Source organism: [Micrococcus luteus] ATCC 49442 (assembly GCF_010367585.1).
GTDB lineage: Bacteria > Actinomycetota > Actinomycetes > Actinomycetales > Micrococcaceae > Arthrobacter > Arthrobacter luteus_A.
In genome coordinates, this window is the sequence record NZ_JAAAXP010000001.1 from 280,560 (window position 1) to 306,738 (window position 26,179).

Here is a 26,179-nt window from a genome sequence, read left to right on the forward strand (position 1 = left end):
CGTGTAGAATTTAGGGGCAGCCACAGCTGCCCCTCCACCCAGCCCCAGGGCGCCGACGATTGGGATCTTATGACCTCCAACGCCGACTCCGGACATGCGTCCGGGAACGGATCCGTTGGGGACCCAAGACCCGCCCGGTCCCTGTGGCTTCGCCTCCTCGCCATCAGTTCAGCTGCCGGTGCGGGCGCAATCATCCTGGCGGGCATTCCGGCTGCCATCCTGAACGGGCCCGACGGCGTCATGTCCAGTTCCCTGGGTGGCCTCCTGGTGATGGCCTTCTTTGCCATCAGCCTCCTGGTCGGCCACTTCATGGGGCGCAACAACCCCTCCGGTGCAATCGGAATGTTTGTGGCGACCTATTTCGTCAAAGTTGTCGGTTTCGGGGTGGTCCTTTTCGTGATCGGGGCACCTGCCTGGCTTCACGGACGATGGTTCCTGATTGGTGCCGTTGCCACCGTTGTCTTCTGGCAGGCCGCCGAAATCTACGGCTTCAGCAAGGCACGCCTGCAGATTTACAACGACCCCGAGCCTAAGGAGCCGAACGATGTCTGATCGGGAACCAGCCGCGGACAACGGCTCTTCCACGTCCAGGAACACACCCTCCACACCGGGAGTGTCGGACGAAAACAGCAACGGCGGATACAACGCCGGCATGGCCGTCTTCAGCTACATAATTGGCGGAATCATCGTCTGGAGTTTGATAGGGTGGGGTCTGGATAATCTGTGGGGAACCCGCTGGATCGTGCTCGCAGGCGCTCTGCTTGGAGCTGCCGGAGGTTTCTATCTTTCTCACATGCACGGCCTTACCAGTTCCAGAAACTCAACGGGTAAGCGCGGCGCAGACAGCGGCCCGTCCGCGGATGGAAACACTAATGCCAAATAATTTCACAGGGGGAACTGCGGAGCGAAAATCCGCCGATCCCTGCCCAACGCCCAATGATGGACACTGCAGAGAGGAAACGCGTTGATCGCGCTTGCGCTCCCGGCCCAAGATTCAGGAGAGTTCACTCCTCCTGGAATTGAAGAAATGCACCTGCCGGCAATCCTGCCGTGGGGGGTGGCAGACGGATTCTCCAAGCAGATGCTCCTGGTGATCATGTCGGTCGTCATTATCGCTACATTCTTTCTGCTAGCTGCCAGGAAGCAGCAGCTTGTCCCCGGCAAGCTCCAGTTCGCTGGTGAAATGGCCTACGGCTTTGTGCGTAACAGCATCGCCAAGGACATTATCGGCGGCAAAGACTTTATGAAGTATGTGCCGCTGTTGTTCAGCCTCTTCTTCTTCATCCTCGTAAACAACATTTACGGCGCAATTCCCGTGCTGCAGCTCCCGAGCTTCTCGCACGTCGGTGGCGCCTACGTCCTTGCCGGCATTGTCTACGTGACCTGGATTGCCATCGGCATCAAGAAGAACGGCCTGAAGTACTTCAAGCTGGCCACCGTACCCTCCGGCGTACCGGTCTACATCCTTCCGCTGATCATCCCGATCGAGATCATCTCCAACTTCCTGGTCCGCCCGGTCACTCACAGCCTCCGTCTGTTTGCCACCATGCTGGCCGGTCACCTGATCGTGATGATCGCAGGCTCGGGCATCGAGTACCTGATCATGCAGGAGAGCGTCCTGCTCAAGGGAGCCTCGGTCCTGGTGCTCGCCGGCGCAATCGCCATGTACATGCTGGAAGCGCTGATCATGGCGCTCCAGGCCTACGTCTTCACGCTGCTGACTGCCATCTACATTGAAGGCGCACTGCACGCGGACAGCCACTAGGCACCCCACAAACTTCCCCTCGCGGGGATGAAGCAACCCAAACAACCTGCCACAAAGATGGCATCTTGAAAGGAAGAAAAATGGAAGGCTCCATCAACGGCTCCCTCAACCTCATCGGCTACGGCCTCTCCGCTATCGGCGGTGGTATCGGTGTGGGACTCGTGTTCGCTGCTTACATCAACGGCGTAGCACGTCAGCCGGAAGCCCAGCGCGTCCTGCAGCCGATCGCATTCCTCGGCCTGGCGCTGACTGAAGCTCTCGCCATCCTCGGCCTGGTCTTCGCTTTCGTTCTCTCCTAAGCGTTAGAACTTAGCGAACATCCAGAAACCGAGTAGAAAAGGACGGGTGAATTATGAACCAGGTGATCATCTCAGCCGCCACAGAGGGCGAGACTAACCCACTGGTGCCCAACGTCTGGGAAATGGGCGTTGTCCTCGTCGGCTTTGCTGTCCTCATGTTCATCGTGGTCAAGTTCGTTGTCCCGATGTTCGAGAAGACCTTTGCAGAGCGCGCTGAGGCAATCGAAGGCGGCATCGCCAAGGCTGAAAAGGCCCAGGCGGAAGCTTCTGCTGCCCTCGAGGAATACAAGCAGCAGCTCACTGATGCACGCGCTGAAGCCAACCGCATCCGCGAGGAAGCACGTGCCGAAGGCGCGCAGATCCTTGCTGATCTGAAGGAAAAGGCAGCTGCTGAATCGGCCCGCATCACGGCTCAGGCCCACGTGCAGATCGAATCCGAGCGCCAGGCGGCCGTTGTGTCGCTGCGTTCCGAGGTCGGCACGCTGGCTACCACGCTGGCCGGTCGCATTGTTGGCGAAGCGCTCGACAATGACGAGCGTTCCGCCCGTGTGGTTGACCGTTTCCTGGCAGATCTGGAGACCCAGAACGCAGGTGCAGCTAAGTAATGTCAGGTGTATCGAGCGAATCGCTGACCACGGCCCTGACCTCGCTGGAAGCCAAGCTTCCGCTGGCCTCGCTGCAGTTGGCTAAGGAACTCTTCGGAATCCTGGGAACGGTGGACAGCTCGGCCGGCTTGCGCCGGGCTTTGACTGACCCCTCCCGCAGCGGTGACGAAAAGGCGGCGCTGGTCAAGCAGCTCGTTGGCGGAAAAGTTTCCGCCGATGCTGCGGACATCGCGGGCGGTCTGGCCAGTTCACGCTGGGCATCGGCCCGAGATATCGGCGATGCACTCGAGACGCTTGCCGCGACGGTGGTAATCGCCGTCGCTGAAAACAAGTCGGCCGTTTCTGCCTCCGGTGTCTCTGGGCTGGAAGAACTGGAGAACGATCTGTTCTCCTTCAACCAGGCCGTTGCCTCCAACCACGAGGTACAACGTGCTCTGTCGGAGCCGCAGGCCAGTGCTGCTGCAAAGATCAGCTTGGCTGAGAAGTTGGTTCCTGGCGCAAGCGAGGAAGCCAAAGTCCTCATTGCTCAGGCAGTGACCGCACCCCGCGGCATCAAGCCGACCAACCTGGTAGCCCGGTTCGCCGAGCTGGCAGCCAAACGGCAGCAGCGCTGGATTGCAACGGTCAGCGTGACGCGTCCCTTGACAGCGACGCAGTTTGCACGCCTCCAGGCCGGGCTGAACGCCCTGTACGGTCGCGAGCTCAAGGTCAACCTCACTGTTGACCCTGAACTGATCGGCGGAATCCGCGTCCAGGTGGGTGACGAAGTGCTTGACGCTTCTGTTGTCACCCGGCTGGGCCAGCTCCACCGCCAACTGGCCGGTTAGCCGGACAAGCACAACTTAACGAAACGAAACCCCGGTCATCGTGAGCAACGATGATCACGAAAACAGGAGAGCAGGGACTGCAGATGGCCGAATTGACCATCAACGCCGACGACGTCCGTATTGCGTTGAACGAGTTCGCGGCGTCCTACGAACCCGGAAACGCAGAGCGCGTAGAGGTTGGCCGTGTAACAACCGCAGGTGACGGCATCGCCCGTGTTGAGGGCCTTCCCTCGGTCATGGCGAACGAGCTGCTTCGCTTCGAAGACGGCACCCTGGGCCTGGCCCAGAACCTCGACGTCCGCGAAATCGGTGTGATCGTCCTCGGTGACTTCACCGGAATCGAAGAAGGCCAGGAAGTCCACCGCACCGGACAGGTTCTGTCCGTGCCGGTTGGCGATGCCTTCCTCGGCCGCGTGGTTGACCCGCTGGGACAGCCGATCGATGACCTCGGCGAGATCAAGGCCGAGACCACCCGTGCGCTGGAACTCCAGGCACCGGGCGTGACCCAGCGTAAGTCGGTTCACGAGCCGATGCAGACCGGCCTCAAGGCTATCGACGCCATGATCCCGATCGGCCGCGGCCAGCGCCAGCTGATCATTGGTGACCGCCAGACCGGTAAGTCGGCTATCGCCATTGACACCATCATCAACCAGAAGGCCAACTGGGCTTCCGGCGATGTGACCAAGCAGGTGCGCTGCATCTACGTGGCAATCGGTCAGAAGGCGTCCACCATCGCGGCCGTCCGTCAGACCCTTGAGGACAACGGCGCACTGGAATACACCACCATTGTGGCTTCCCCCGCGTCTGACCCCGCAGGCTTCAAGTACCTGGCACCGTACGCCGGTTCGGCCATCGGCCAGCACTGGATGTACGGCGGCAAGCACGTCCTCATCGTGTTTGATGACCTCTCCAAGCAGGCTGAGGCCTACCGTGCAGTTTCACTGCTGCTCCGCCGCCCGCCGGGACGCGAAGCCTACCCGGGCGACGTCTTCTACTTGCACTCCCGCCTGCTGGAGCGTTGTGCCAAGCTTTCCGACGAGCTCGGTGCCGGCTCGATGACCGGCCTGCCGCTCATCGAAACCAAGGCAAACGACGTCTCGGCTTACATCCCGACCAACGTGATCTCCATTACCGATGGCCAGATCTTCCTGCAGTCGGACCTCTTCAACGCCAACCAGCGTCCGGCCGTCGACGTGGGTGTTTCTGTGTCCCGCGTTGGTGGTGCCGCGCAGGTCAAGTCCATGAAAAAGGTTTCCGGTACTTTGAAGCTGGAACTGGCTCAGTACCGCGACATGCAGGCTTTCGCAATGTTCGCGTCGGACCTCGACGCCGCATCGCGCCAGCAGCTGACCCGCGGCGCACGCCTGATGGAACTGCTCAAGCAGGGCCAGTACTCGCCGTTCCCGGTGGAGAACCAGGTCGTTTCAATCTGGGCAGGTACCAACGGCCACCTCGATGAAGTTCCGGTTGAGGACATCAACCGCTTCGAGACCGAATTCCTGGAGCACCTGAAGCACAAGTCCTCCATCCTGACCACGCTGGCGCAGACCAACGTTATGGACGATGACACCGCTGAAGCACTGAAGACCGCCATCGTGGACTTCAAAAAGGGCTTCTTCGGCGAGGGTGACAACCGCCTGGTAGGCGCCGGCCACGAGGAGCATGACGCTATCTCTGAAGCCGAAGTCGACCAGGAAAAAATCGTCAAGCAGAAGCGCTAGTTTCGCTGGCAGGGACTGCCGGGACCTTCACCGGTTCCGGCAGTCCCGGCCACCGGGATCTTAGGAAAGGATAAGTATGGGAGCCCAGATTCGGGTCTACCGCCAGAAGATCAGCTCGACCACGTCGATGCGCAAGATCTTCAAGGCGATGGAACTGATCGCTACCTCGCGCATTGGCAAGGCCCGCGCACGCGTAGCGGCTTCACTGCCTTACGCAAACGCGATCACGCGTGCCGTTTCTGCTGTCGCAAGCCAGAGCGAAATTGACCACCCCCTGGTCACCGAACCGGAGCAGATCCGCCGGGCAGCCGTGCTGGTCATCACCTCCGACCGCGGCCTCGCAGGATCCTACTCGGCAACAGTGCTCAAGCAGGCGGAAGGCCTGATTGAACTGCTGCACGAGGAGGGCAAGGAAGTTAAGGTCTACGTGATGGGCCGCAAGGCGCAGGCGTACTTCGACTTCCGGAACCGTCCTTTCGAGCGCGCCTGGACGGGCAACACGGATGCTCCGGTGTTTGACGTTGCCCGCGAGGTTGGAACGGCATTGCTCGAAGACTTCGCGACCGCCTACGAAGAGGGCGGCGTGGACGAAATCCATGTCGTTTACACCCGCTTCAAGTCCATGGTGACCCAGGAGCCGACGGTCATTCGTCTGCTCCCGCTCGAGGTTGTCGAAGAGCAGGCTACGTCTGAGTCAGACCTCCTGCCGCTCTACGAATTCGAGCCGGAAGCCGAGCAGGTTCTCGACGCTCTGCTGCCGCGCTACATCGAGTCACGCATTTTCGCCGCCATGTTGCAGGCAGCAGCTTCCGAGCTCGCAGCCCGTCAGCGGGCGATGAAGTCCGCCGGCGACAACGCCACGGACCTCATCAAGAAGTACACGCGTCTGCGCAACACTGCCCGCCAGGCTGAAATTACGCAGGAGCTTTCCGAAATTGTTGCCGGTGCCGACGCGTTGAACGCGTCCTAGCCTGCACGATCCGGTCCAGCAGTACCTGCACCAAAGAACAAACTTAACCCCCACGCCATCTACTGAGTGAAGTGAGAGAGATGACTGCCACTGCTACCGAACACGTAGCCGCAACGTCCGGTGCCACCGGCCGTATTGCACGTGTTATTGGCCCGGTTGTCGACGTCGAATTCCCGGCTGACGCAATCCCCTCGATTTACAACGCCCTCACCACGGAGATTACCCTCAACGGTGAGACCAGGACCATCACGTTCGAGGTTGCCCTCCACCTGGGCGATAACCTCATCCGCGCCATCTCCCTGCAGGCCACCGATGGACTCGTCCGCGGCACCAACGTAGTGGACAGCGGCTCCCCGATCACCGTGCCTGTGGGCGACGGCGTCAAGGGCCACATCTTCAACGTCCTCGGCAAGCCGCTGGACGTTGACGAGTCGGAAATCCAGGCTTCGGACTACTGGCCGATCCACCGCAAGGCTCCCGCCTTCGCAACCCTCGAAGGTTCCACCGAGATGCTGGAAACCGGCATCAAGGTTATCGACCTTCTCACCCCGTACATCAAGGGTGGAAAGATCGGCCTGTTCGGCGGCGCCGGCGTGGGTAAGACGGTTCTGATCCAGGAAATGATCACCCGTGTGGCACGTAACTTCGGTGGTACTTCGGTATTCGCCGGTGTTGGCGAGCGTACCCGTGAAGGTAACGACCTCTGGGTTGAAATGGAAGAGGCAGGCGTCCTGAAGGACACTGCCCTTGTGTTCGGCCAGATGGATGAGCCGCCGGGAACGCGCCTGCGCGTTGCACTGTCCGCACTGACCATGGCGGAGTACTTCCGCGATGTGCAGAACCAGGACGTGCTGTTGTTCATCGACAACATCTTCCGCTTCACCCAGGCAGGCTCCGAGGTTTCCACCCTCCTCGGCCGCATGCCTTCGGCTGTGGGCTACCAGCCCAACCTGGCTGACGAAATGGGCCTCCTCCAGGAGCGCATCACGTCCACCAAGGGCCACTCCATCACCTCGATGCAGGCCATCTACGTTCCCGCAGATGACTACACCGACCCGGCTCCGGCCACGACCTTCGCACACCTCGACGCGACCACGGAACTTTCCCGTGAAATCGCATCCCGTGGTCTGTACCCGGCCGTTGACCCGCTGACGTCGACCTCGCGCATCCTGGACCCGCAGTACATCGGTCAGGACCACTACAACACGGCTGTCCGTGTGAAGCAGATCCTGCAGAAGAACAAGGAACTCCAGGACATCATCGCCATCCTCGGCGTTGACGAGCTCTCTGAAGAGGACAAGATCGTCGTGTCGCGTGCACGCCGCATCCAGCAGTTCCTCTCCCAGAACACCTACACCGCCAAGCAGTTCACCGGCGTGGAAGGCTCCACGGTTTCCATCAAGGACACCGTTGAAGGCTTCACCGCTATCTGCGACGGCGACCTCGACCACATCGCAGAGCAGGCGTTCTTCAACGTCGGCGGCCTGGATGACGTTGAGCGCCAGTGGGCCAAGATCCAGGAACAGACCAAGTAATATGGCTGAGCTTGAGGTTGAGATTGTCGCAGCGGACCGGTTTATCTGGTCCGGAGCGGCCAAGATGGTCAAGGCCCGCACCAGCGATGGTGAAATCGGAATCCTGCCCGGCCACGCGCCCCTGCTGGCGATCCTGGCCGAAGGTGAACTGGCTATCCAGCCGGTTTCCGGTGACCGTATTGCCGTGGTTGTTGACGGCGGGTTCTTCTCTGTCGACAACAACCGCGTGGTGATTGTTGCTGACAACGCCCAACTGGGCGACGCGGCTACTGCTGGGATCCGCTAGCATCACCCTGATGGACGTCCAGACACTCCCGTTCATCGCACTGGCAATCAGTTTTGGATTGCTCATCTTTGCACTGTGCCTTGTGGGGGTGCGCCGCTTCAATCTGCGGCGCGCCCTCGGCACGGTGGACGCCTCCATTTGCATGGCTGGAAACAGCTGGCAGATGGGGGTTTGTCGTTATCAGGACAACGACCTCGAATGGTTCCGCTTGGCGTCCCTGAGCCTGCGTCCCAAGCATAAGTTCAAGCGCAGCTCGCTGGAGCTCCTTGGCCGGCGCAAGCCCGCTGAAGCCGAGGCAGTCAAGGTCCAGCCCGACGTTGTGATCGTGGAACTGCGGTACGAAGGACGTGATCTTCGGCTGGCCATGAAGTTCGATGCCTACACAGGGTTGTCCTCCTGGCTGGAAGCCGGGCCGGTCATCGGCGTGGGCACCTGGCGCTAGCCTCGTGGACTGGATTGCAGATATCCGGTTGACGGACGGCCCGCTGTACTGGACCGCCTTGGTTCTCGGCGCGGCCGCGACGGCGTACCTGATCTGGCGCCCGCGTCCGCTTGGCCTCCGCCGCTGGCTCCTCAGCGCGGCCGCCGCACTCGTTGCCGCTGCCGGCCTGGTGCTTCTGGTGCACTGGATCCTGATCTATATCACTCCGGTCTTCCCTGATGACCTCCCGTTCACTGTCCTGGCGTGGGTCTTCGCCGCAGTGGCCGCACTCATGCTGATGCTGCTCCGGATCCCAACGGGTTCATGGCGGCGCCGCGCCCTGGATACCGGGGCGCTTCTGGGTGTCGTCTTGCTGTGCAGCGTTCAGGTGAACGCCTACTTTGGCCTCAACCGCACGGTGGCAGACCTGACGGGAACCGCCCTGACGCGCATCCCTGCCCTTGAGCAGGAGCTGATGCGCCAGCCCGGCAGTGACGCCCGGCCGCTCGCAGGCTGGTCACCCGGCACAGAACTTCCCGGCGATGGTGTGCTGCGTACCGCCTCGATACCGGGCACCGTGTCCGGCCTGCAGACCCGCGCCTCCTACGTCTACCTTCCGCCGGCATACTTTGCGCCGGTCCGACCCGCACTGCCGGTCCTGGTGTTGGTGCCCGGCCAGCCGGGGGGCCCCGCTGACTGGCTGACCGGCGGATCGCTGGTGCCACGGATGGAGAGTTTCGCCGACCGGCACGGGGGAGTGGCTCCCGTTGTGGTGGTGGTGGATCCCAACGGCAGCCAGTCTGCCAACACCCTCTGTATGGACAGTGACCTGGCCAAAGCGGACACGTACCTCTCCCAGGACGTTCCCGCCTGGATCATGAACACCCTCGACGTGGATGCGGACCCCCGGCAGTGGGCGGTGGGGGGCTTCAGCTTTGGAGCCACGTGCGCCGTCCAACAGGTGACCCGGCATCCTGAGCGGTTTACCGGCTTCCTTGCCTTTGCCAGCGAGAGCGAGCCGGCCCTCGCCAAGGAACGGCAGAAGACCATCGATGCGGCGTTCCATGGCGACACCGGCGCCTTTGATGCCCAGGTGCCCCTGACGCTGATGAAGGAACGCCAATACCCCGGCAAGGTGGCCTACTTTGCGGCGGGGGCCACCGACCCCGAATTTGTTGCTAACCTCAAGGCCCTGGAAGCCGCAGCCCGCGGCGCCGGGTTCACGGTTCAAGCGGACGTCGTAGAACACACCGGCCATTCCTGGGACATGCTGACCCCCGGTATGGACAACGGGCTGGAGCTCCTGGCCACCCACTGGGGGTGGGAACGTTGAAGCCGGCCCCCGATGCACGTCCGCCGGCGCTGTTCTGGTCCACCGTGGGGTACCCGGCAGTTCAGCGGCTCGCCGGCCATCTCCGGTCCGTGCCCATGACGCTCTGCTTCCTGGGGCTTTTCCTGGCGGCGGGGGCGCTGACTGACAGTTTCCTGGACGGCCCGCCGGTGGAGCTCCTGCCGGTTGCCGGCGTCAGCGGCCCCGGCTTGCGGGCGGGCCACTGGTGGTCCCTGGTGACGTCACTGTTTTTTGCCACAAATCCGCTGGCCTACCTGGTGGCTTCCGTGATGATCCTTGCGCTGGTGGGGCTGGCGGAGAAGAAACTAGGCACGCTTCATGCTGCCGCCCTCCTGCTGGGCGGCCAGTTTGCCGCCGTCACCGTGTTCCTGCTCCTCACCCAGCTGGCACGGTACGCCGGGGACGGCTGGCTGGGCCTGATGGCGGACAACATCCTGATCGGGCCCTATGCAGCCGTCCTGGCCGTTTCAATGGCGGCGAGCGGCCGGCTGCCTGTTCTGTGGCGGCGCCGGCTGCGGACGGCGGTGCTGTCCGTTTCACTGTTGTTGGTCCTGTACGTGGGGCATGCAGAAACGGTCATCGGGTTGGTTGGTGCCCTGGTCGGGCTGGGGGTCAGCTGGTGGGACGAGAATGACTTTGGCCACCTCCATGCGCCGCGTTCCACCGGCCGCGAGACGAGGAACCTGCTCGCACTGACAGTGGCGGTTTTCGCCGTTGGACCCATCCTCACCACAATCACCCGGACACCCACCGGTCCGCTGGCGCTGCTGCGGGACATCCTGCTGAATCCGGTGCCAACACTGGGCCAGCTGGAGGCGAATTGCGGATCCACGGTAGAGGACTCATGCCTGGAGGTGGGGAGGACAGGCTTTGCCGGCCCTTTTGGGCTGGCCCTGGCAGTTGTCCCGGTGGTGCTGCTGCTGATCTGTGCCGACGGCATGCGCCGGGGACGGCGGATGGCCCTTCGGATCACGTTGGTCATCCAGCTGGTGATCACGGCCCTGGCCGCCGTGTACCTTGCCCTGTTTGCCCTCATCCCGCACTATCCTTCCCGCCCGCAGCCGGCCGCGATGGGTTCGGGATTCGCCCACATCCTTCCCCTCGTGACGGTGCCCCTCCTGCTGGCCGTGCTGCTGTGGGCCAACCGGCGGCAGTTCCGGGTGGAGACCGTCCCGGCTGCCCGGCGCAAACTGGCGGCAGTGGTGGTCGGCGTCTGGCTGGTCCTTGCCGGCGGCTATACAGCCGCGTGGCTGGCCGCCGGAGGACTGACGCGCGACGGCGGCCCGCTGGGTTTGCTGGCCGAGTTGTCCAGGCAATACCTGCCTGTGCCGCTTCCCAACCTCTATCACCGCGTTTTCGCCGAACGTAACAGCCTCGAGGCACTGATTTTCGGCTATTCGGGCCCCGTCTTCTGGCTGGTGGCGCTGGCCGGCGTCTGGTCGGTGCTGGTGGGCCGCCACCACGGCAGCGATTCAGGGCACGATGGCAGGACTGCTGCCCGGAAACTGCTCCATGAGGGCGGCGACTCGCTGTCCTGGATGGCGCTCTGGGAGCCCAACCGCTACTGGTTCACGCCGGATGGCCATGCTGCCGTGGCGTACCAGCTGCACGGAAGCGTGGCCCTGACGCTCGCGGGTCCCTTCGGCCCGGCTCACGCCCGCGAACGGACTGCTGAGGGGTTCATCGAGTACTGCAGCGCGCGGGCGCTGATCCCGGCCTTCTACTCGTGCGATGGCGCACTGTGGCCGCTGCTGAGCGGCCGGGGATTTCAGCGGGTGCCCGTTGCGCAGGAGACCCGGCTGTCAGTCCGGGAACTGGATTTCAAGGGCAAAGAATGGCAGAACGTACGCACGGCGCGCAACCGGGCCGCCAAGATGGGCGTCACCGCCGTGTGGGGGACGTACAACGGACTTCCGCCGGCACTGCGGGCCCGGCTCAGCGAGGTGTCGGAGGAATGGGCCGCCGCCAAAACCGTGCCCGAGATGGGGTTCACCCTGGGCGGCATCGATGAACTGATGGACGACGAGGTGCTCTGCTGCCTCGCCGTGGACGCCGACGGCAACGTTCATGGGATAACGAGCTGGTTGCCCGTTTACGACGGCGGGAAGCTGGTCAGCCGCACACTGGACGTGATGCGCCGGGGAGCCGAGGGATTCCCCGGGGTCATGGAGTTCCTGATTGCGGCCGCCGTGGTGGAGCTGCGGGAATCGGTGGAGGTCATCTCGCTGTCCGGGTCACCGTTGGCGTCCCGGCCTGATGACGGCCAGCTGCCGGCCGAGAACCTGGTCCGCATCCTGGACGTTGTGGGCCATGCACTGGAACCTGTTTACGGGTTCCGGTCGCTGGCAGCCTTCAAATCACGGTTTCAGCCTGAATACCGGACGCTGTACCTCTACTACCAGGACCCCCTGCAGCTGCCTGCCATAGGACGGGCGCTCACCCTGGCCTACTTGCCAGGCCTCTCGCTCCGGCAAGGTGCCCGGCTGGTGCGCAGCCTGGTGGGCTGAGCTGGAGAGGGATGACCTGGAAAGCGAGTCGACACAAACAAAAAGATCCCCGGCACGGGTGCCGGGGATCTTTTTGCCGGAAGCCGCGACGAGGCGGCCTCCGGGCGGGTTATTAGACCAGCGTTACGCCGGTAGCCTGGGGGCCCTTGGCGCCCTGACCGATTTCGAACTGAACGCGCTGGTTCTCGTCGAGGGTCTTGAAACCACCGGTCTGGATCTCGGAGTAGTGAACGAAGACATCGCCATCGGAGTCATCCGGGGTGATGAAGCCGAAGCCCTTTTCAGCGTTGAACCACTTGACGGTTCCCTGTGCCATTTATTTCTCCTCATTATGGAACTTGTCTAAGCCCGGCACACCTCGTGCCGGACTCGGTCACTCCGCGAGAAGAATCCTAAACTGCGGTCCCGAAGGGGACCGGCGGTGCAGGAGCTTCGCGCTCGCAACTTGTCTTGCGAGCATGAAAAAACACCTACACAAAGACTGTTCTAAGAATTTCATGCCGTCCGCGTCAGGTCAACGGTCAGGCCGGGAAATTTTGGGCAAAACGGCATGAATCCCCTTGTCAGGGCACTATTCACCGCAGCCGGCGCAGGCCAGGGGAGAGCCAGGGCTCAGAACAGCCGCGATTCGGTGTCGTCGACGCCCCGCATGGCGTCGTAGTCCAGTGTGACGCAGTCGATGCCGCGGTCGTTGGCCAGCACCTTGGCCTGGGGTTTGATTTGCTGGGCGGCGAAGATTCCGCGGACCGGAGCCAGCAGCGGGTCGCGGTTCAGCAGCTCCAGGTAGCGGGTCAGCTGCTCCACGCCGTCGATATCGCCGCGCCGCTTCAGTTCGATGGCCACAGTTGCGCCGTTGGCGTCCCGGGCAAGGATGTCCACGGGCCCGATGGCGGTGAAGTACTCACGGCGGATCAGCGAAAAGCCGCTGCCGAGGGTTTCAATCTGGTCAGCAAGCAGACGCTGCAGGTCCGCTTCCACGCCGTCCTTGATCAGGCCGGGGTCAACTCCCAGGTCGTGGGACGACTCATGGATGTGCTCATGGATATTGATGATGAGGCGGTCATCGGTTTTGGCGGACTGGACGGTCCACTGTTCGGTGACGCCCAGCTCCAGGTCAACATCCTCCGGCGACGAGACACGCAGGGTTGCCGGCGGGCTCATCCAGTTCAGCGGCTTGTACGAACCGCCGTCTGAATGGACCAGCACGGAGCCATCGGCCTTGACCAGCAGGAGCCTGGTAGCAAGGGGAAGATGGGCTTTGAGCCGGCCAACATAATCAACTGAACATCGGGCTATGACAAGTCGCACGCCGTACACACTACCGGGGCTAGGGCAGAATGGAGGCATGCCGCGTTCCAACCGTCCCCGCCGCCCTGCCTCCGGGAAGGGTCCCGCTGCCAAGGGGAGCGTGGCCGGCAAAGTGTCGGGCAAGAAGGGGAACGGCGAGATTCCGGAGCTGGATCTGGAGCATGCCCGGGCAGGAATTGCGCGGCGCGAAAGCGCTCCCGACGGCGAGTGGATGGTCAGGACGATGACCGCCAGGAACGCGGAAAAGACCTACATCTGCCCAGGCTGCTCCACGGCAGTTGTTCCCGGGGTGGCCCATTTGGTGGTGTGGAAGGACGACCACATCTTTGGTGCCGCCGCCGGTCTCGCCGAGCGCCGTCACTGGCACACCAACTGCTGGCTGTCCCGGACATACCGCTACCGCTGAGGGCGCGCGCCACCCGGGGCAGCGACCTGCTGCGGGGCAGGGCAGGGGCGGCGCGGAGTCGCTAAGCTGGCAGGCATGACTTTTGATCCGGCGTCGTACACATTCAGCCAGCCCTCGGGCCCGTCACCCATCCGCGCGTCCACGGTCCTGCCGGCGAAGCGGGAAAATATCGAGCTCCACACGGAGGACGGCCACAGGCTGGTCGGTGAGCTGGCCGTGCCGGAATCCGGTCCCGTTACCGCGACGCTGATCACCTTGCATCCCCTCCCGACCCACGGCGGGTTTATGGACTCCCATGTCTACCGGAAGGCGTCCTACCGGCTCCCCGCCCTGGCAGGGGTGGCCGTGCTCCGCTTCAACACCCGGGGAACCGCATCGCCGCGGGGAACCAGCGCGGGCGCGTTTGAAGAGGGAATCGGTGAACGCCTGGACGTCGAGGCGGCCGTGCGTTTCGCCGTCGAACGCCAACTGCCCAACCGCTGGCTGGTGGGATGGTCCTTCGGCACCGAGCTTGCGCTGATGTACGGTGCGGCGGAGCCGGTGGCGGGCCAGATTGAGGGTGCAGTGCTGCTCTCACCCCCGCTTCACCGGGCCACCGATGCGCACCTGCGGATGTGGGCGGAGGCGGGAAAGCCGCTGACGGTCCTGGTGCCGGAGCACGATGACTACCTCCAGCCCGCCGCTGCGGCCGAACGCTTCAGCCTGGTGCCGCAGGCGCGGGTAGTGGGGGTCGACGGCGCCAAGCACCTTTGGGTGGGCGAGAAGTACGCTTCGCGGGCGCTCAACGAGATCGTGGATGAGGTGACCGAGGCGGGTTCGGGTCCCAACGGCCTGCCGACGGAGTGGAACGGCCCCGTGGCGTCAGCGGCCTGATGGTTGGTTAGTGCTTGTCCTGCCGCACGATGTATATCTCTTTGACCAGCAGCAGGATGGCGGCTGCGGTGGGGATGGCAATCAGGGCGCCCAGCACACCGAGCAGGCTGCCGCCGGCAATGACGGAAATGACGGCGACGGCGCCGGGCACTGCCACGGCTTTCTGCATGATGCGGGGCGAGACGAAGTACGCCTCGAACTGCAGGTAGGCGAAGTAGCAGATCCCGTAGATAGCCGCGGTCTGCCAGCCCTCCGTCAGTGAGACAAGGAGAACCACGATGCCCGCAATCATGCCGCCCACCAGCGGGATGAACGCCAGCAGGGCCACCACGAAGGCAAGCAGGAGGGCGAAGGGGACGCCCACAATGGACATCACAATAAACGCGAAGGTGGCATTCAACAGGGCAACGCATGCCTGACCGATGACGTAGTTGCCCACGGACCGGGTAATCTCCTCGGACAGCGCTTCCACGCGGCGGCGGCGTGAGCGGGGCGCCAGCCGGTAACCCCACTTTTTCATGGCCGGCAGGGCCGCCAGGAAGTACAGGCTCAGCACCAGGACAATCAGGGCGCCAAAAAGTCCGTTGGCCAGGGTGGAGCCGAAACCCACCACGCCGCCGAAAATCCCGCCCATGGCCTCGGGGTTGTTGACGAATTTATCGAGTTCCTCGTTGATGCGGTCCCGCACGCCGAACTGGTCATCAACGGTCCGGAAGAACTCCGAGTCGATGAAGTCCCGCACCCAGGTGGGCGCCTGCTCCACGATCTCGGTGACCTGTCCGACGATGGTGGGGATGAGTGTGGCAAAGAACCCGGCCACAGCACTGATCAGGACCGTCACGGAGACCAGGATGCCTACCGGGCGGGGGATTTTCCGGTTCTCCAGCCAGCCCACTACGGGTTCCAGGCCCAGGGCAATAAAGAGGGCGGCAACAATCCACAGCAGCAGTTGCGTGGTGTTGGAGCCGATCCAGTAGACCAGCAAGGCCAGCCCCACACCCACGGTTCCCATGAACCCCATATAAAGGGGGTGCTGCCTGGACATCTGCGGGCCGGGACGGCCGAACTGTGCATCCGTCTCGCCGTCGTCGGCCGGCGTCTCTTCTACGTGGTTGTACTCCGGCGGAAATTCAAAACGCAGCCGGGGCTGGGCACCCGGCAGCGGCTGGCGCAGGCGCTTAACAACCTTGGCCAGGACCGTTGCGGCGGCGCCCCGGCGCTTGGCCGGCGCGGGGTCGGCGGACAGGGATGGGGCAATGCCAGGGGCCGAGTGATTTTCGTGTCCTGCGGAGGATTCTTCCGTCTTGTCAGTCACTGGTCTCTGGAGCCTGTTCCGTGCGTGGCGCCGCATTTGCGGGCGGGTGTGATGATCATCGCAAACACTATCAGCAGCCTTGTCATCAGCAGCGAGGGCGGCCGGCAGAGGCCTCGAAGTGTTGCCTCCGGTGCTGTCCTGCAACCCGCCAACGGGGGTTTTAGTAACAAAACCGTTACCATTGAAAGCAAACCCCCGCTGATGATAGGTGTTTCCTTTGCGTTTCAAGACTGCAGTCGCACTCGTGCTGCTCGGCCTCCTGACACTTTTTGCCGGTATCGGCCAGAAGACCATCTGGGCTCCGTCCGCCACCTTCACGGCCTCGGCTCCTACAGATGCTGCCGCGGCGCCACTGACCGTCATCGACCAGTCCCTGCGTACAGCGCAGGGCGGAACGGTGAAGATCAATGTTGAGGGCGACGGGAATTTCCTGCTTGCCGTAGGCCGTCCCGATGACGTCGATGCCTGGGTAGGCCAGACCGCCCATAACACCGTCACCGGGGTTTCGGAGGATAAGGAAGCCCTTGTGGTGGAGCGCGCCGATGGCGAGGCCACCGCACCGAATCCTTCCGGATCGGACCTCTGGGTTTCCACCGAAACTGCCAGCGGTGAGCTGGAGTACGCGTGGACGCCTCCCGCCGATGGCGAATGGTCGCTGCTGCTGGCAGCCGACGGCACCGCGCCGGCACCGTCGTCAGTCTCCATGACGTTCCCGAACGACACCTCCACGCCGTGGGCCGTTCCCCTGATGGTCATCGGCGGGCTGCTGATCCTCGCAGGCATTGCCCTGGCGCTGCTCTCCGCACGCAAACGCAACGGTGAAGGCGATGGCGAGGGGAGCCTCTTCGCAAAGCGTGCCAGGCTGAAGGCTGACGCCAAGTCATCCTCCCGTCTTGGCATGGCCTCGGGCGGCATTGTCACGGCCGCTGTGACCGCCGCCGTGGTGGCGGTGTCCGGCGCCCCGGCGAACGCTGCCACGACCCCCGCGCCGGCTCCGCCCACGGAATCGGCCGCCGCCCCGGCCGAGGCGTCATCGCCGGTCCTCCTGGACGCCCAGTTCCGCCGGGTCCTTGAGCAGGTCTCCAGCGCAACGGACGCCGGCGACGCCGCCAAGGACGCTGCCAAACTCGCCGACCGCGTGGGCGGGACCGAACTTGAGGTCCGCACGCAGAACTACAAGATCCGTTCCCAGGTGGGCACCTACGAAGCCCGGATGCCCGTCCGTTCCACGAAGCTCCTCACCACAGTGGTCACCAGCGACCGCAGCTGGCCCCGCTCGGTCCTGGCCGTGACGCAGGGTGACGGCAACGTGGTCCCGCAGCTGCTCACCCTGGTCCAGCCTTCGGCGCGGGAGAACTACAAGCTGACCGAAACCACCCCGCTGCAGCCCGGAACCACCTTCCCCGCCATCGACCGGGACGGAACCCAGACACTGGCCGCCAGCAACAAAGAGGGCCTGCTGTACAGCGGCGAAGAAGCCCTCGCCGGCCTGGCCGACCGCCTGACCAACCCAGAGTCCAGTTTCAAGGACAAAATCGTCGAAGGCGCATCCTCGCCGTACATCTCTGACACCCTGTCCTACCAGGCCGAGGTGGTGGCCTCCGGTGCCAACGGCAACTTCTCCTTCACCCACAACGTGGTGCCGGAAAGCACCGTGGTGTTCCGCACGGCCGACGGCGGAGCGCTGGTGATGGGCCGGATCAACTTCGGGTTTGATGGCACGCCCAAGGCTTCCGGCGACAAGCTCACCATCGGAGACGACGCCGCAGCGCTCGCCGGCGGTAAGGAAACCACCACAGGCATGGTGCTGAACTTTGCCGAATCGATGGCCGTTTACGTGCCGTCGGCCGGATCCACGGACCCCATAAAGCTGGTCGCGGCAACCCGCGGCCTGGTGGGGGCAAGCTTCAAGTAGCCCCGGAAGCGTTATTCAGTACTCCTGGCAGCGGCCGGAGTGGCTAGAGTGGAAAGCATGAGTTCGCCAGCTTCCCGCCCAGTCCCTCCAGCCGCTGCCAGCCTGCTTAACCTGCGTGGCGCCGTCGACCTTTCATCCCTCAAACAGCGCCAGGCGCCCCCGGGGGCCGCCGGCAACCCGCCGGCTCCTGCCGGCCCCGGTGCCGCCAACGGGGCTGCTCCCAACGGAACAGCCGCTGCCGGAGCGGCCGACGCCGGCACCGCAACGCTGCGGGTCAACGTCACCGAAGGAAACTTCCAGGAGCTTGTGGAGCTTTCGGCCCAGGTCCCGGTGGTATTCGCGCTATGGGCCGCCTATTCGCCGGAATCCGCCGCGATGGTGGACTCACTGGAACGGGTGATCAACAGCTTCGGCGGCCGCCTGGTGCTGGGCGCCGCGGACATCGATGCCTTCCCGCAGCTGGCCCAGGCCTTCCAGGTGCAGGCCGTACCTACGGCGGTGGCCGTGGTCAAGGGCCAGCCGGTCCCGCTCTTCCAAGGCGGCGCAGATGAAGCCCAGATCCGCCCCCTGCTGGATGAACTGCTGAAAGTAGCCGCTGCGAACGGCGTTACTGGCAGCCTCGGCGGCGCCGCCCCGCAGGACACGGAACCTGCGCCCCTTCCGCCGCTGCACCAGGCGGCCTTCGACGCCATCGAAGCGGGGGATTACGAGGCAGCTGCTGTGGCTTACCGCCAGGCGCTGCTGGAAATGCCCGCGGACACCGAGGCTAAGGCCGGCCTGGCGCAGGTGGAGCTGATGGCCCGGCTCCAGCCGCTGTCTGCGCAGGAGTCCGAAGCGCTGCGCACGCTCGCCGCCAACGAACCCGATAACCTTGACGCCCAGTTGGGTGTGGCAGACCTGGACGTGGCGGGCGGACATGTGGAGGACGCCCTGAACCGCGTGGTCAGCTTCATCGGACGGAACTTCGGTCCGGAGCGGGAGACGGCCCGGGTACGGCTCCTGGAACTCTTTGACGTTGTGGGCACGCACGACGACCGCGTGGCGAAGGCCCGGCAGGCTTTGGCCAGGGTCCTGTTTTAATGTCGGCGCTGTTCCAGCCGCTGACGCTCCGTTCGCTTGAGCTGACGCACCGCGGCTGGGTGTCGCCGATGTGTCAGTACAGCTGCGATCCCGACGCCGCCCCGGGGGTCCCGAACGACTGGCACCTGATGCACCTGGGTTCCTTCGCCGCCGGGGGCGCAGCCCTGATCCTCACCGAGGCCGCTGCCGTGAATGCGGCCGGCCGGATCAGTCCGCGGGACGCCGGGCTCTACAACGACGACCAGGCCGAGGCCTGGGCGCGCATCACGTCCTTTGTGCACCGGCATGGTGCCGCGAACGCGAAGATCGGCGTCCAGCTGGCACACGCGGGCCGTAAAGCGTCCACGTACTGGCCGTTCTCGGGGCAGCGCGGGACCGTGCCCGGCTCCGACGGCGGCTGGACCACCGTGGGCCCTTCCGCGTCGGCGTTCGATGGCTACGCCGAACCGGCCGCAATGACCGGGGAACAGATCCAGGACGTCATCGCCGACTTTGCCGCCGCCGCGGTGCGGGCAGTCGACGCAGGATTCGACACCGTGGAAATCCACGGTGCGCACGGATACCTGCTGCACCAGTTCCAGAGCCCGTTGATCAACACCCGCACCGACTCCTGGGGCGGGGATGAGGCGGGGCGGAACCGGCTTATGCTGGCCGTGGTTGATGCCGTCCGCAACGCCATCCCTGAGGGTATGCCGCTACTCCTACGGATTTCAGCCACCGACTGGGCGGAGAACGGGATCGACATTGCGGCTTCGGTACGTCTTGCCAGGGAGGCCCGGGAACACGGCGTGGACCTCATTGACGTCTCCAGCGGGGGCGCCGTGGCCCATCAGGACATCAAGCCCGGTCCCGGCTACCAGACCGGCTTCTCTGCGCGGATCCGCCGCGAAACCGGTGTGCCGACGGGAACCGTGGGCCTGCTGACCTCTGCCGGACAGGCGGAACACGCCGTTGCCACAGCCCAGGCCGACGGCGTGTTTATTGCCCGTGCCGCGCTCCGGGATCCGCACTGGTGGCTGCGGGCGGCGTTCGAACTGGGCCACGACATCACGTGGGCGCCCCAGTATGAACGTGCCGTACCGCGGCATTCGTTCTGACGGCCATGGTCCACCGACAGCACGACGTGGCGCAGACCCCTGGTGATAATCCCAGCGGAAAGGCTCCCGGCAACATCGACAAGCAGTTGGAAACGGCCATCCTGGAACTCCTGGCAGCCAGGGCCGCAACGTCCACCATCTGCCCTTCGGATGCCGCTCGTGCTGTCGGCGGGGAGACATGGCGTGATCTGATGGAGCCCGCCCGGAGGGCCGCGAGGCGGCTCGTTGATGCGGGCGAGGTCCAGATCACCCAGGGTGGTTCGGTGATTGACCCCTCCACGGCCAAGGGGCCCATCCGCATCCGTAAGGTGCAGTAGGAACATTCGGCCCGGCGCGCTGACAGGGCGGGTAAGCCTTTGGCCCTACTCCTGCGGGAGGACCCCGCCGGCGGAGCGGCAGGACTAGGCTGGCGTTATGACTGCTCCGCAACCCGGGCCGGTGCCACCCGCCGCCCCCGTCCCAGCCCTGTCCATCCGCGGCCTCGCCAAGCGGTTCGGCGAAAAAATCGCGGTCGACGGACTCAGCCTGGACGTCCCGGCAGGTTCGTTCTACGGCATCGTTGGGCCCAATGGCGCCGGCAAGACCACCACCCTGTCGATGGCCACCGGCCTGCTGCGGCCGGACTTCGGCGCAGCCGTTGTGCACGGTGTGGACGTCTGGGCCAGGCCGCTGGAGGCGAAGAAGCTGATGGGCATCCTCCCGGACGGAGTCAGGCTCTTTGACCGGCTCACGGGCGAGCAACTGGTTACCTACGCCGGCCTGCTGCGCGGCATGGACAAGGACGTGGTGGCATCCCGCGTAGCGGAGTTGCTCTCAGCCCTTGACCTGTCGCAGGACGCCGGAAAGCTGGTGGTGGACTACTCGGCCGGCATGACGAAAAAGATTGCCCTGGCCTCGGCGCTGATCCATGCTCCGCGGCTGCTGGTCCTCGATGAACCCTTTGAAGCCGTTGACCCCATCTCCGCGGCCAACATCCGGTCCATTCTGGACAGCTATGTGTCCTCCGGCGGCACCGTGATCGTTTCCAGTCACGTGATGGACCTGGTCCAGCGGATGTGCGACCACGTGGCCGTGGTGGCGGGCGGCAGGCTGCTTGCTGCCGGGACCGTGGATGAAGTCCGCGCCGGTGCTTCCCTGGAGGAAAAGTTCGTCCAGCTCGTGGGCGGACGGAATCACACGGAAGGCCTGGAATGGTTGCGCACCTTCTAAGGCTGAAGCTGGTCCTTCTTCGCAACGGCCTGCGCCGGAGCCCGTGGCAGCTGGTGGGCCTGGCTTTGGGCGGGCTGTATGCCCTGGGCATCGTCGGCGCGCTGGTGGTTGCCCTGGTCCTGCTGCGTACTGCGGATCCGGAGCTGGCCCACACGGCGGTGGTGCTGGGAGGTTCTGCGGCCCTCCTGGGCTGGGGCCTCATTCCGGTGGTCGCGTCCGCCACGGACCTGACGCTGGACCCCGCCCGTTTTACTACGTTCGCCATACCCATGCGCCAACTCCTCACAGGGCTTGCCCTCGGCGGACTGATCGGCATCCCCGGCCTGGCCACCGGGCTCGCGGCGCTTGCCACCGTGTGGACCTGGGCCCGGGGACCCCTTCCCGCGGCCGGCGCCCTGGTGGGTGCCGCAGTCGGCGTCCTGACATGCATTGTCCTGTCCAAGGTGGTCACCACAGCCACCGCCAGCCTGGCATCGTCACGGCGGTTCAAGGACGTCAGCGCAATCGCGTTTATGATCCCGCTGGTCCTGATGGGACCGATAGTGGCCGGCGTGTGGCAAGGCATTTCTGCCTCGGCCGGTTTCCTGCCGAAGCTGGCGGCAACCGTGTCCTGGACGCCCCTGGGTGCCACCTGGTCCCTCGGCGGTGACCTGGCTGCCGGGCGCCCCGGAGCGGCAGCACTGAAACTTCTGATCGCCGCCGCAACACTCGCCGTCCTGGCCTGGTGCTGGAAACTGCTCCTTGAACGGGCCCTGGTCAACCCGCCTTACTCAGGCAGCGGCAGCCGCAAGGGCGGAAAGCTGGGCTTGTTCGGCGTCCTGCCGGCCACCCCCGCCGGTGCTGTCACGGCGCGGGCGCTGACCTACTGGCTCCGCGATCCGCGCTATTCCGGGTCGCTCGTTGTGGTGCCGCTGCTGCCTTTCCTCTTGGTCTTCCAGGGCAGCCAGTCCGGTGATTTCGGCATGCTGGCGGTCGCGGCACCGCTGGCTGCCTTCCTGCTGGCATGGTCCATCTCCGCGGACGTCTCCTATGACAACACGGCATTCGCGCTGCACGTGGCCTCGGGAGTCCGCGGCGTTGACGACAGGCTGGGCCGGGCGCTGGCATGCCTGGCCCTCGGACTGCCCGTGGTCCTGATCTTCGCCGTTGGCCAGTACTTCTTCACCGGCGGTTGGGAGGCCCTGCCCGGCCAGCTGGGACTGAGCCTGGGCATCCTGTTCACCGGGCTGGGCCTGTCCTCTGTGGTGTCCGCCCGCTACACGGTGGCCGTTCCGTTGCCCGGCGACAGCCCGTTCAAGAAACCCCCGGGGAATGTAGGGCAGACCCTTGCGGTCCAGTTTGCCGGTATGGGCATCCTGACCCTGCTGGTCCTGCCCGAAGTGGCACTGTTCATTGCGCAGACGGTCACCGGGAATCCCGTCTTCGGATGGGCAAACCTGGCAGTTGGCCTGATACTGGGGCTGGCCCTGTTCGGGTCCGGCATCCGCCTGGGCGGAAAGTGGCTTGACGCCCGCGGACCCGAGCTGCTTGCCCAGCTGACCGTCAACCGCTGACCCGGCAGGACAATAGAAACCAGCACTCCAGAAAGGCGGCCGACCAGTGGAAGTTGTTATCCTCCCGGGCAGCAGGCAGATCGGCAAGCTGGCGGCCGACGCCGTCGAAGCCCTGATCCTGCGCAAGCCCGACGCTGTCCTGGGGCTGGCAACAGGATCCTCGCCGCTGCCTGTCTACGACGAACTGGCAGCACGGCACGAGCGCGGGCTGGACTTCAGCGCCGTCCATGCCTTTGCCCTGGATGAGTATGTTGGCCTGGCGCCCGGCCACCCGGAGTCGTACCGGGAGGTCATCAGGCGCGAGTTCAGCAGCCGGGTGAACATCCGCCCTGAAAACGTCCACACCCCTGACGGGTCCGCAGCGGATATCCAGGCAGAATGCCGGGCTTACGAGGACAGGATGCGGACGGTTGGCGGCGTTGACCTTCAGATCCTGGGCGTGGGAACGGACGGCCATATCGGCTTCAACGAGCCGGGCTCGTCGCTGGCCTCCCGGACCCGCATCAAAACGCTGATTGAACAGACCCGCCGCGACAACGCAAGGTTTTTCGCCAATCTTGCCGAGGTGCCCCACCACGTGGTGACCCAAGGGCTGGGCACCATTCTCGAGGCCCGGCATGTGCTGCTCATAGCCACGGGCGCACAAAAGGCGCCGGCAGTCCGCGACTTCGTGGAAGGCCCGGTCGCGGCGATTTGTCCGGCCTCGGTCCTGCAGTTCCACCCGCACGCCACCATCCTGGTGGATGAGGCTGCGGCCTCGTCGCTGAAGCTCGCGGACTTCTACCGGCACACCCATGACCACAAACCCTCCTGGCAGGGGCTGTAACACGTGCCACAGTGGTGCGGCCGCCAACTGCCGGATTTACAGGGAACGGCCGACGGCGGCGGGTACCGTGGGAGCAAAACGGCCCCGCCGGCGTCGAACGTCCCCCGCCCCGGGACGCTAAGATGGATGCCATGACTAGCATGACGGACCCTCTCGAAAACGACCCGATGCGCGAGCTTTCCGGGGCTGGAACGTCCACGGCCACCATTGAGCGCGAAGAGCTGCGCCAGGAAGTGGAGCCCGGTGACCGGGAACGCTTCTCGCACTATGTGCGCAAGGAAAAAATCATGGAGTCCGCACTGACGGGCGATCCCGTCATCGCCCTGTGCGGTAAAGTGTGGACGCCGGGCCGGGATCCGCAGAAGTTCCCGGTCTGCCCCATGTGCAAAGAGGTTTATGACGGCCTCCGCCCAAGCAACGACGGCGGCAAGGGTCCCGGAGGGGACTCAGGCAACAACAAATAGTGACGGAGACGCTCTTTGGCGGCCCCACCCTGCCACCGGCCTACCCGGAACGCGCAGCCTGGGGAACCGCCCAAAAACTCCGTGCCTGGCAGCAGGAAGCCCTCGACCTCTACTTCAGGACCGGCCCGCGGGACTTTCTTGCCGTAGCAACGCCCGGTGCCGGTAAAACCACTTTCGCCCTGCGCGTGGCCTCCATGCTCATTGAGTCCGGTGCGGTCAACCGCGTCACCATCGTGGCGCCCACGGACCACCTGAAGCGGCAGTGGGCTGATGCTGCCGCCAAGGTGGGCATCGCCATCGACCCCAACTTCAAGAACGCGGACGGCCAGCACGGCCGTGGTTTTGTGGGCGTGGCCGTTACGTACGCGCAGGTTGCCAGCAAACCCATGCTGCACCGTGCCAAGACCGAAGCCGCCCGCACGCTGGTGATCCTGGACGAAATCCACCACGGCGGCGAAGCCCTGTCCTGGGGCGACGGCCTGCGCGAAGCCTTTGACCCCGCGGCGCGGCGGCTGTCCCTGACCGGTACGCCGTTCCGCTCCGACACCTCGCCCATCCCGTTTGTGGAATACGCGGAGGACCGGGACGGTATCCGCCGGTCCAAGGCGGACTACACGTACGGCTACGGGAACGCACTGCGCGACCACGTGGTGCGCCCTGTCATGTTTATGGCCTACTCGGGGCAGATGCGCTGGCGCACCAGCGCCGGCGAGGAGATGGCAGCGTCCCTCGGCGAAGCCGCGGTTACCAAGGACATCACCTCGCATGCCTGGCGGACGGCGCTCAACCCGGCCGGGGAATGGATTCCGGCCGTCCTCGCCGGGGCGGACAAACGCCTCAGCGAGGTACGGCGGACCGTGCCGGACGCCGGCGGGCTGGTCATTGCCACGGATCACGAGGATGCCAGGGCCTACGCCGGGCAGCTGAAGCGGATCACCGGCGAATCACCCACCGTCATCCTCTCCGATGATGCGAAGGCCTCCAGCAAGATCGAGGAATTCACCGCGAGCGAGAAACGGTGGATGGTGGCAGTCCGGATGGTGTCTGAAGGTGTGGACGTTCCCCGCCTGTCGGTGGGTGTGTATGCGACGTCCACCTCCACGCCGCTCTTTTTCGCCCAGGCTGTGGGCCGCTTTGTGCGTGCCCGGAAACGCGGTGAAACGGCATCGGTCTTCCTGCCGTCCGTGCCGCAGCTGATGGCACTGGCGAACTCCATGGAATTGGAACGGGACCACGCGCTGGACCGTCCCGAAAAAGAAGACAGCGACGGCCTCTTTAATCCCGAGGACTCCCTGATGGCCGAGGCCAACCGGGAGGACAAGGCCTCGGACAGCCTGACCAAGGGCAAGTTCGAGGCCCTCGATTCGCAGGCGTCCTTCGACCGGGTGCTGTTCGACGGCGGCGAGTTCGGTACCGGGGGTGAAGTCGGCTCCGAAGACGAGCTGGACTTCCTGGGAATCCCGGGGCTTTTGGACGCTGAGCAGGTGGGCACGCTGCTGCGGCAGCGCCAGCACGATCAGCTCAACCGGAAGAACCGGCGCGCACCGGCGGCTGAACAGGCCCCGGCGGCGCCTGCCATTCCTGACCACCGGATGCTGATGGACCTTCGCAACGAACTCGCGAAGAATGTGGCAGCCTGGTCCGCGCGGACCGGAACCCCGCACGGCGTGGTGCACACCAAGCTGCGGACGGTCTGCGGCGGACCGCCTGTGGCCCAGGCGAACGAGGAGCAGCTGCAGTCGAGGCTGCGGAAGCTGCAGGACTGGTTTATCGGGCGGAAATAGCGGTGGCCTGATCTGCCAGGACACGAAAAGAGGGTGACCCGTAACAGGATCACCCTCTTTTG

Annotated in this window: 27 protein-coding genes; 24 read left to right on the top strand and 3 right to left on the bottom strand. The window is 64.5% G+C overall.

The window, feature by feature from the left end; genetic code table 11:
• Positions 1 to 69 precede the first annotated feature (69 nt).
• From GUV69_RS01275 to GUV69_RS01330, 13 genes are all read left to right on the top strand, one after another.
• On the top strand, positions 70 to 552 hold the full coding sequence (locus GUV69_RS01275) for a Cg1360 family ATP-synthase-associated protein (RefSeq protein WP_164199025.1): 483 nt from the start codon (positions 70 to 72) through the stop codon (positions 550 to 552).
• Positions 545 to 883, top strand: coding sequence for a hypothetical protein (locus GUV69_RS23060; protein ID WP_223883707.1), 339 nt, complete (start codon positions 545 to 547; stop codon positions 881 to 883). The genes GUV69_RS01275 and GUV69_RS23060 overlap by 8 nt, the downstream gene beginning before the upstream one ends.
• 81 nt (positions 884 to 964) lie before the next feature.
• Positions 965 to 1,765 (top strand): F0F1 ATP synthase subunit A, encoded by an 801-nt coding sequence (gene atpB, locus GUV69_RS01280; protein ID WP_164199027.1) that lies wholly within the window; start codon positions 965 to 967, stop codon positions 1,763 to 1,765.
• A gap of 80 nt (positions 1,766 to 1,845) precedes the next feature.
• On the top strand, positions 1,846 to 2,064 hold the full coding sequence (atpE, locus tag GUV69_RS01285; protein ID WP_011692451.1) for an ATP synthase F0 subunit C: 219 nt from the start codon (positions 1,846 to 1,848) through the stop codon (positions 2,062 to 2,064).
• Between the two features lie 53 nt (positions 2,065 to 2,117).
• Complete coding sequence (locus tag GUV69_RS01290) at positions 2,118 to 2,669, top strand: F0F1 ATP synthase subunit B (RefSeq protein WP_164199029.1); 552 nt, start codon at positions 2,118 to 2,120, stop codon at positions 2,667 to 2,669.
• Positions 2,669 to 3,496 (top strand): F0F1 ATP synthase subunit delta, encoded by an 828-nt coding sequence (locus GUV69_RS01295; protein WP_164199031.1) that lies wholly within the window; start codon positions 2,669 to 2,671, stop codon positions 3,494 to 3,496. Before GUV69_RS01290 ends, GUV69_RS01295 begins: the two co-directional genes overlap by 1 nt.
• A gap of 83 nt (positions 3,497 to 3,579) precedes the next feature.
• Positions 3,580 to 5,217, top strand: coding sequence for a F0F1 ATP synthase subunit alpha (gene atpA, locus GUV69_RS01300; protein WP_164206094.1), 1,638 nt, complete (start codon positions 3,580 to 3,582; stop codon positions 5,215 to 5,217).
• A 76-nt stretch (positions 5,218 to 5,293) separates the two neighbouring features.
• Positions 5,294 to 6,187, top strand: coding sequence for a F0F1 ATP synthase subunit gamma (locus tag GUV69_RS01305; protein ID WP_164199033.1), 894 nt, complete (start codon positions 5,294 to 5,296; stop codon positions 6,185 to 6,187).
• A gap of 80 nt (positions 6,188 to 6,267) precedes the next feature.
• Positions 6,268 to 7,722, top strand: coding sequence for a F0F1 ATP synthase subunit beta (gene atpD, locus GUV69_RS01310; protein ID WP_164199034.1), 1,455 nt, complete (start codon positions 6,268 to 6,270; stop codon positions 7,720 to 7,722).
• Position 7,723: 1 nt separating this feature from the next.
• Complete coding sequence (locus tag GUV69_RS01315) at positions 7,724 to 8,008, top strand: F0F1 ATP synthase subunit epsilon (RefSeq protein WP_164199036.1); 285 nt, start codon at positions 7,724 to 7,726, stop codon at positions 8,006 to 8,008.
• 10 nt (positions 8,009 to 8,018) lie between these two features.
• On the top strand, positions 8,019 to 8,450 hold the full coding sequence (locus GUV69_RS01320) for a DUF2550 domain-containing protein (RefSeq protein ID WP_164199038.1): 432 nt from the start codon (positions 8,019 to 8,021) through the stop codon (positions 8,448 to 8,450).
• Positions 8,451 to 8,454: 4 nt separating this feature from the next.
• Positions 8,455 to 9,762 carry an alpha/beta hydrolase gene (locus GUV69_RS01325; RefSeq protein ID WP_164199040.1) on the top strand — a complete coding sequence of 436 codons (1,308 nt, stop codon included), beginning with the start codon at positions 8,455 to 8,457 and terminating at the stop codon, positions 9,760 to 9,762.
• Entirely contained in the window at positions 9,759 to 12,287 is a 2,529-nt protein-coding gene (locus tag GUV69_RS01330) for a bifunctional lysylphosphatidylglycerol flippase/synthetase MprF (RefSeq protein ID WP_244292822.1), read from the top strand. Before GUV69_RS01325 ends, GUV69_RS01330 begins: the two co-directional genes overlap by 4 nt.
• A 112-nt stretch (positions 12,288 to 12,399) precedes the next feature.
• Here the strand turns inward: GUV69_RS01330 and GUV69_RS01335 are convergent, their stop codons facing one another.
• Both GUV69_RS01335 and nucS read right to left on the bottom strand, forming a co-directional pair.
• Positions 12,400 to 12,603 carry a cold-shock protein gene (locus tag GUV69_RS01335; protein ID WP_011692441.1) on the bottom strand — a complete coding sequence of 68 codons (204 nt, stop codon included), beginning with the start codon at positions 12,601 to 12,603 and terminating at the stop codon, positions 12,400 to 12,402.
• A 296-nt stretch (positions 12,604 to 12,899) separates the two neighbouring features.
• Positions 12,900 to 13,595: an endonuclease NucS gene (gene nucS, locus GUV69_RS01340; protein WP_164199042.1), complete on the bottom strand. Its 696-nt coding sequence runs from the start codon at positions 13,593 to 13,595 to the stop codon at positions 12,900 to 12,902.
• A 37-nt stretch (positions 13,596 to 13,632) separates the two neighbouring features.
• Here nucS and GUV69_RS01345 point away from each other — a divergent pair, with 37 nt between their 5' ends.
• Together GUV69_RS01345 and GUV69_RS01350 are read left to right on the top strand one after the other, a co-directional pair.
• Complete coding sequence (locus tag GUV69_RS01345) at positions 13,633 to 14,001, top strand: ATP/GTP-binding protein (protein WP_164199044.1); 369 nt, start codon at positions 13,633 to 13,635, stop codon at positions 13,999 to 14,001.
• 75 nt (positions 14,002 to 14,076) lie between these two features.
• The gene (locus GUV69_RS01350) at positions 14,077 to 14,874 is read left to right on the top strand and encodes an alpha/beta hydrolase (RefSeq protein WP_164199046.1); all 798 of its coding nucleotides are present in this window, start codon (positions 14,077 to 14,079) and stop codon (positions 14,872 to 14,874) included.
• A 7-nt stretch (positions 14,875 to 14,881) separates the two neighbouring features.
• Here GUV69_RS01350 and GUV69_RS01355 read toward each other — a convergent pair whose 3' ends face one another.
• Complete coding sequence (locus GUV69_RS01355; protein ID WP_164206100.1) at positions 14,882 to 16,120, bottom strand: AI-2E family transporter; 1,239 nt, start codon at positions 16,118 to 16,120, stop codon at positions 14,882 to 14,884.
• 286 nt (positions 16,121 to 16,406) lie between these two features.
• On the opposite strand from GUV69_RS01355, the gene GUV69_RS01360 reads away from it, so the two are divergent.
• The 9 genes from GUV69_RS01360 to GUV69_RS01400 all read left to right on the top strand — a co-directional run bounded on the left by GUV69_RS01360 (position 16,407) and on the right by GUV69_RS01400 (position 26,117).
• Positions 16,407 to 18,104 (top strand): DUF8094 domain-containing protein, encoded by a 1,698-nt coding sequence (locus GUV69_RS01360; protein ID WP_244292582.1) that lies wholly within the window; start codon positions 16,407 to 16,409, stop codon positions 18,102 to 18,104.
• Between the two features lie 57 nt (positions 18,105 to 18,161).
• Complete coding sequence (locus GUV69_RS01365; RefSeq protein ID WP_164199048.1) at positions 18,162 to 19,184, top strand: tetratricopeptide repeat protein; 1,023 nt, start codon at positions 18,162 to 18,164, stop codon at positions 19,182 to 19,184.
• Positions 19,184 to 20,281, top strand: coding sequence for an NADH:flavin oxidoreductase/NADH oxidase (locus GUV69_RS01370; protein WP_164199050.1), 1,098 nt, complete (start codon positions 19,184 to 19,186; stop codon positions 20,279 to 20,281). The genes GUV69_RS01365 and GUV69_RS01370 overlap by 1 nt, the downstream gene beginning before the upstream one ends.
• A gap of 5 nt (positions 20,282 to 20,286) precedes the next feature.
• A complete protein-coding gene (locus GUV69_RS01375; protein WP_164199052.1) occupies positions 20,287 to 20,598 on the top strand; it encodes a DUF3253 domain-containing protein in 312 nt (103 codons plus the stop codon).
• Positions 20,599 to 20,695: 97 nt separating this feature from the next.
• On the top strand, positions 20,696 to 21,490 hold the full coding sequence (locus GUV69_RS01380) for an ABC transporter ATP-binding protein (RefSeq protein ID WP_164199054.1): 795 nt from the start codon (positions 20,696 to 20,698) through the stop codon (positions 21,488 to 21,490).
• Positions 21,472 to 23,043: a transporter gene (locus tag GUV69_RS01385; protein WP_164199056.1), complete on the top strand. Its 1,572-nt coding sequence runs from the start codon at positions 21,472 to 21,474 to the stop codon at positions 23,041 to 23,043. The genes GUV69_RS01380 and GUV69_RS01385 overlap by 19 nt, the downstream gene beginning before the upstream one ends.
• 46 nt (positions 23,044 to 23,089) lie before the next feature.
• Entirely contained in the window at positions 23,090 to 23,869 is a 780-nt protein-coding gene (gene nagB / locus GUV69_RS01390) for a glucosamine-6-phosphate deaminase (protein WP_164199058.1), read from the top strand.
• Between the two features lie 122 nt (positions 23,870 to 23,991).
• Positions 23,992 to 24,333, top strand: coding sequence for a DUF3039 domain-containing protein (locus tag GUV69_RS01395; RefSeq protein WP_164199060.1), 342 nt, complete (start codon positions 23,992 to 23,994; stop codon positions 24,331 to 24,333).
• Positions 24,333 to 26,117, top strand: a complete 1,785-nt coding sequence (locus GUV69_RS01400; RefSeq protein WP_164199062.1) for a DEAD/DEAH box helicase — start codon at positions 24,333 to 24,335, stop codon at positions 26,115 to 26,117. The genes GUV69_RS01395 and GUV69_RS01400 overlap by 1 nt, the downstream gene beginning before the upstream one ends.
• Positions 26,118 to 26,179 lie beyond the last annotated feature (62 nt).

Excerpts from the sequence above, each read along its gene's own strand:
- GUV69_RS01375 (WP_164199052.1), top strand. The coding sequence starts at position 20,287 with ATGGTCCACCGACAGCACGACGTGGCGCAGACCCCTGGTGATAATCCC.
- GUV69_RS01345 (WP_164199044.1), top strand. The coding sequence starts at position 13,633 with ATGCCGCGTTCCAACCGTCCCCGCCGCCCTGCCTCCGGGAAGGGTCCC.
- GUV69_RS01315 (WP_164199036.1), top strand. The coding sequence starts at position 7,724 with ATGGCTGAGCTTGAGGTTGAGATTGTCGCAGCGGACCGGTTTATCTGG.
- GUV69_RS01365 (WP_164199048.1), top strand. The coding sequence starts at position 18,162 with ATGAGTTCGCCAGCTTCCCGCCCAGTCCCTCCAGCCGCTGCCAGCCTG.
- atpA (WP_164206094.1), top strand. The coding sequence starts at position 3,580 with ATGGCCGAATTGACCATCAACGCCGACGACGTCCGTATTGCGTTGAAC.
- GUV69_RS01290 (WP_164199029.1), top strand. The coding sequence starts at position 2,118 with ATGAACCAGGTGATCATCTCAGCCGCCACAGAGGGCGAGACTAACCCA.
- GUV69_RS01395 (WP_164199060.1), top strand. The coding sequence starts at position 23,992 with ATGGATGCCATGACTAGCATGACGGACCCTCTCGAAAACGACCCGATG.
- GUV69_RS01380 (WP_164199054.1), top strand. The coding sequence starts at position 20,696 with ATGACTGCTCCGCAACCCGGGCCGGTGCCACCCGCCGCCCCCGTCCCA.
- atpE (WP_011692451.1), top strand. The coding sequence starts at position 1,846 with ATGGAAGGCTCCATCAACGGCTCCCTCAACCTCATCGGCTACGGCCTC.
- atpD (WP_164199034.1), top strand. The coding sequence starts at position 6,268 with ATGACTGCCACTGCTACCGAACACGTAGCCGCAACGTCCGGTGCCACC.
- GUV69_RS01350 (WP_164199046.1), top strand. The coding sequence starts at position 14,077 with ATGACTTTTGATCCGGCGTCGTACACATTCAGCCAGCCCTCGGGCCCG.
- GUV69_RS01335 (WP_011692441.1), bottom strand. The coding sequence starts at position 12,603 with ATGGCACAGGGAACCGTCAAGTGGTTCAACGCTGAAAAGGGCTTCGGC.
- GUV69_RS01305 (WP_164199033.1), top strand. The coding sequence starts at position 5,294 with ATGGGAGCCCAGATTCGGGTCTACCGCCAGAAGATCAGCTCGACCACG.
- GUV69_RS23060 (WP_223883707.1), top strand. The coding sequence starts at position 545 with ATGTCTGATCGGGAACCAGCCGCGGACAACGGCTCTTCCACGTCCAGG.
- GUV69_RS01370 (WP_164199050.1), top strand. The coding sequence starts at position 19,184 with ATGTCGGCGCTGTTCCAGCCGCTGACGCTCCGTTCGCTTGAGCTGACG.
- GUV69_RS01275 (WP_164199025.1), top strand. The coding sequence starts at position 70 with ATGACCTCCAACGCCGACTCCGGACATGCGTCCGGGAACGGATCCGTT.
- GUV69_RS01320 (WP_164199038.1), top strand. The coding sequence starts at position 8,019 with ATGGACGTCCAGACACTCCCGTTCATCGCACTGGCAATCAGTTTTGGA.
- GUV69_RS01385 (WP_164199056.1), top strand. The coding sequence starts at position 21,472 with ATGGTTGCGCACCTTCTAAGGCTGAAGCTGGTCCTTCTTCGCAACGGC.
- GUV69_RS01295 (WP_164199031.1), top strand. The coding sequence starts at position 2,669 with ATGTCAGGTGTATCGAGCGAATCGCTGACCACGGCCCTGACCTCGCTG.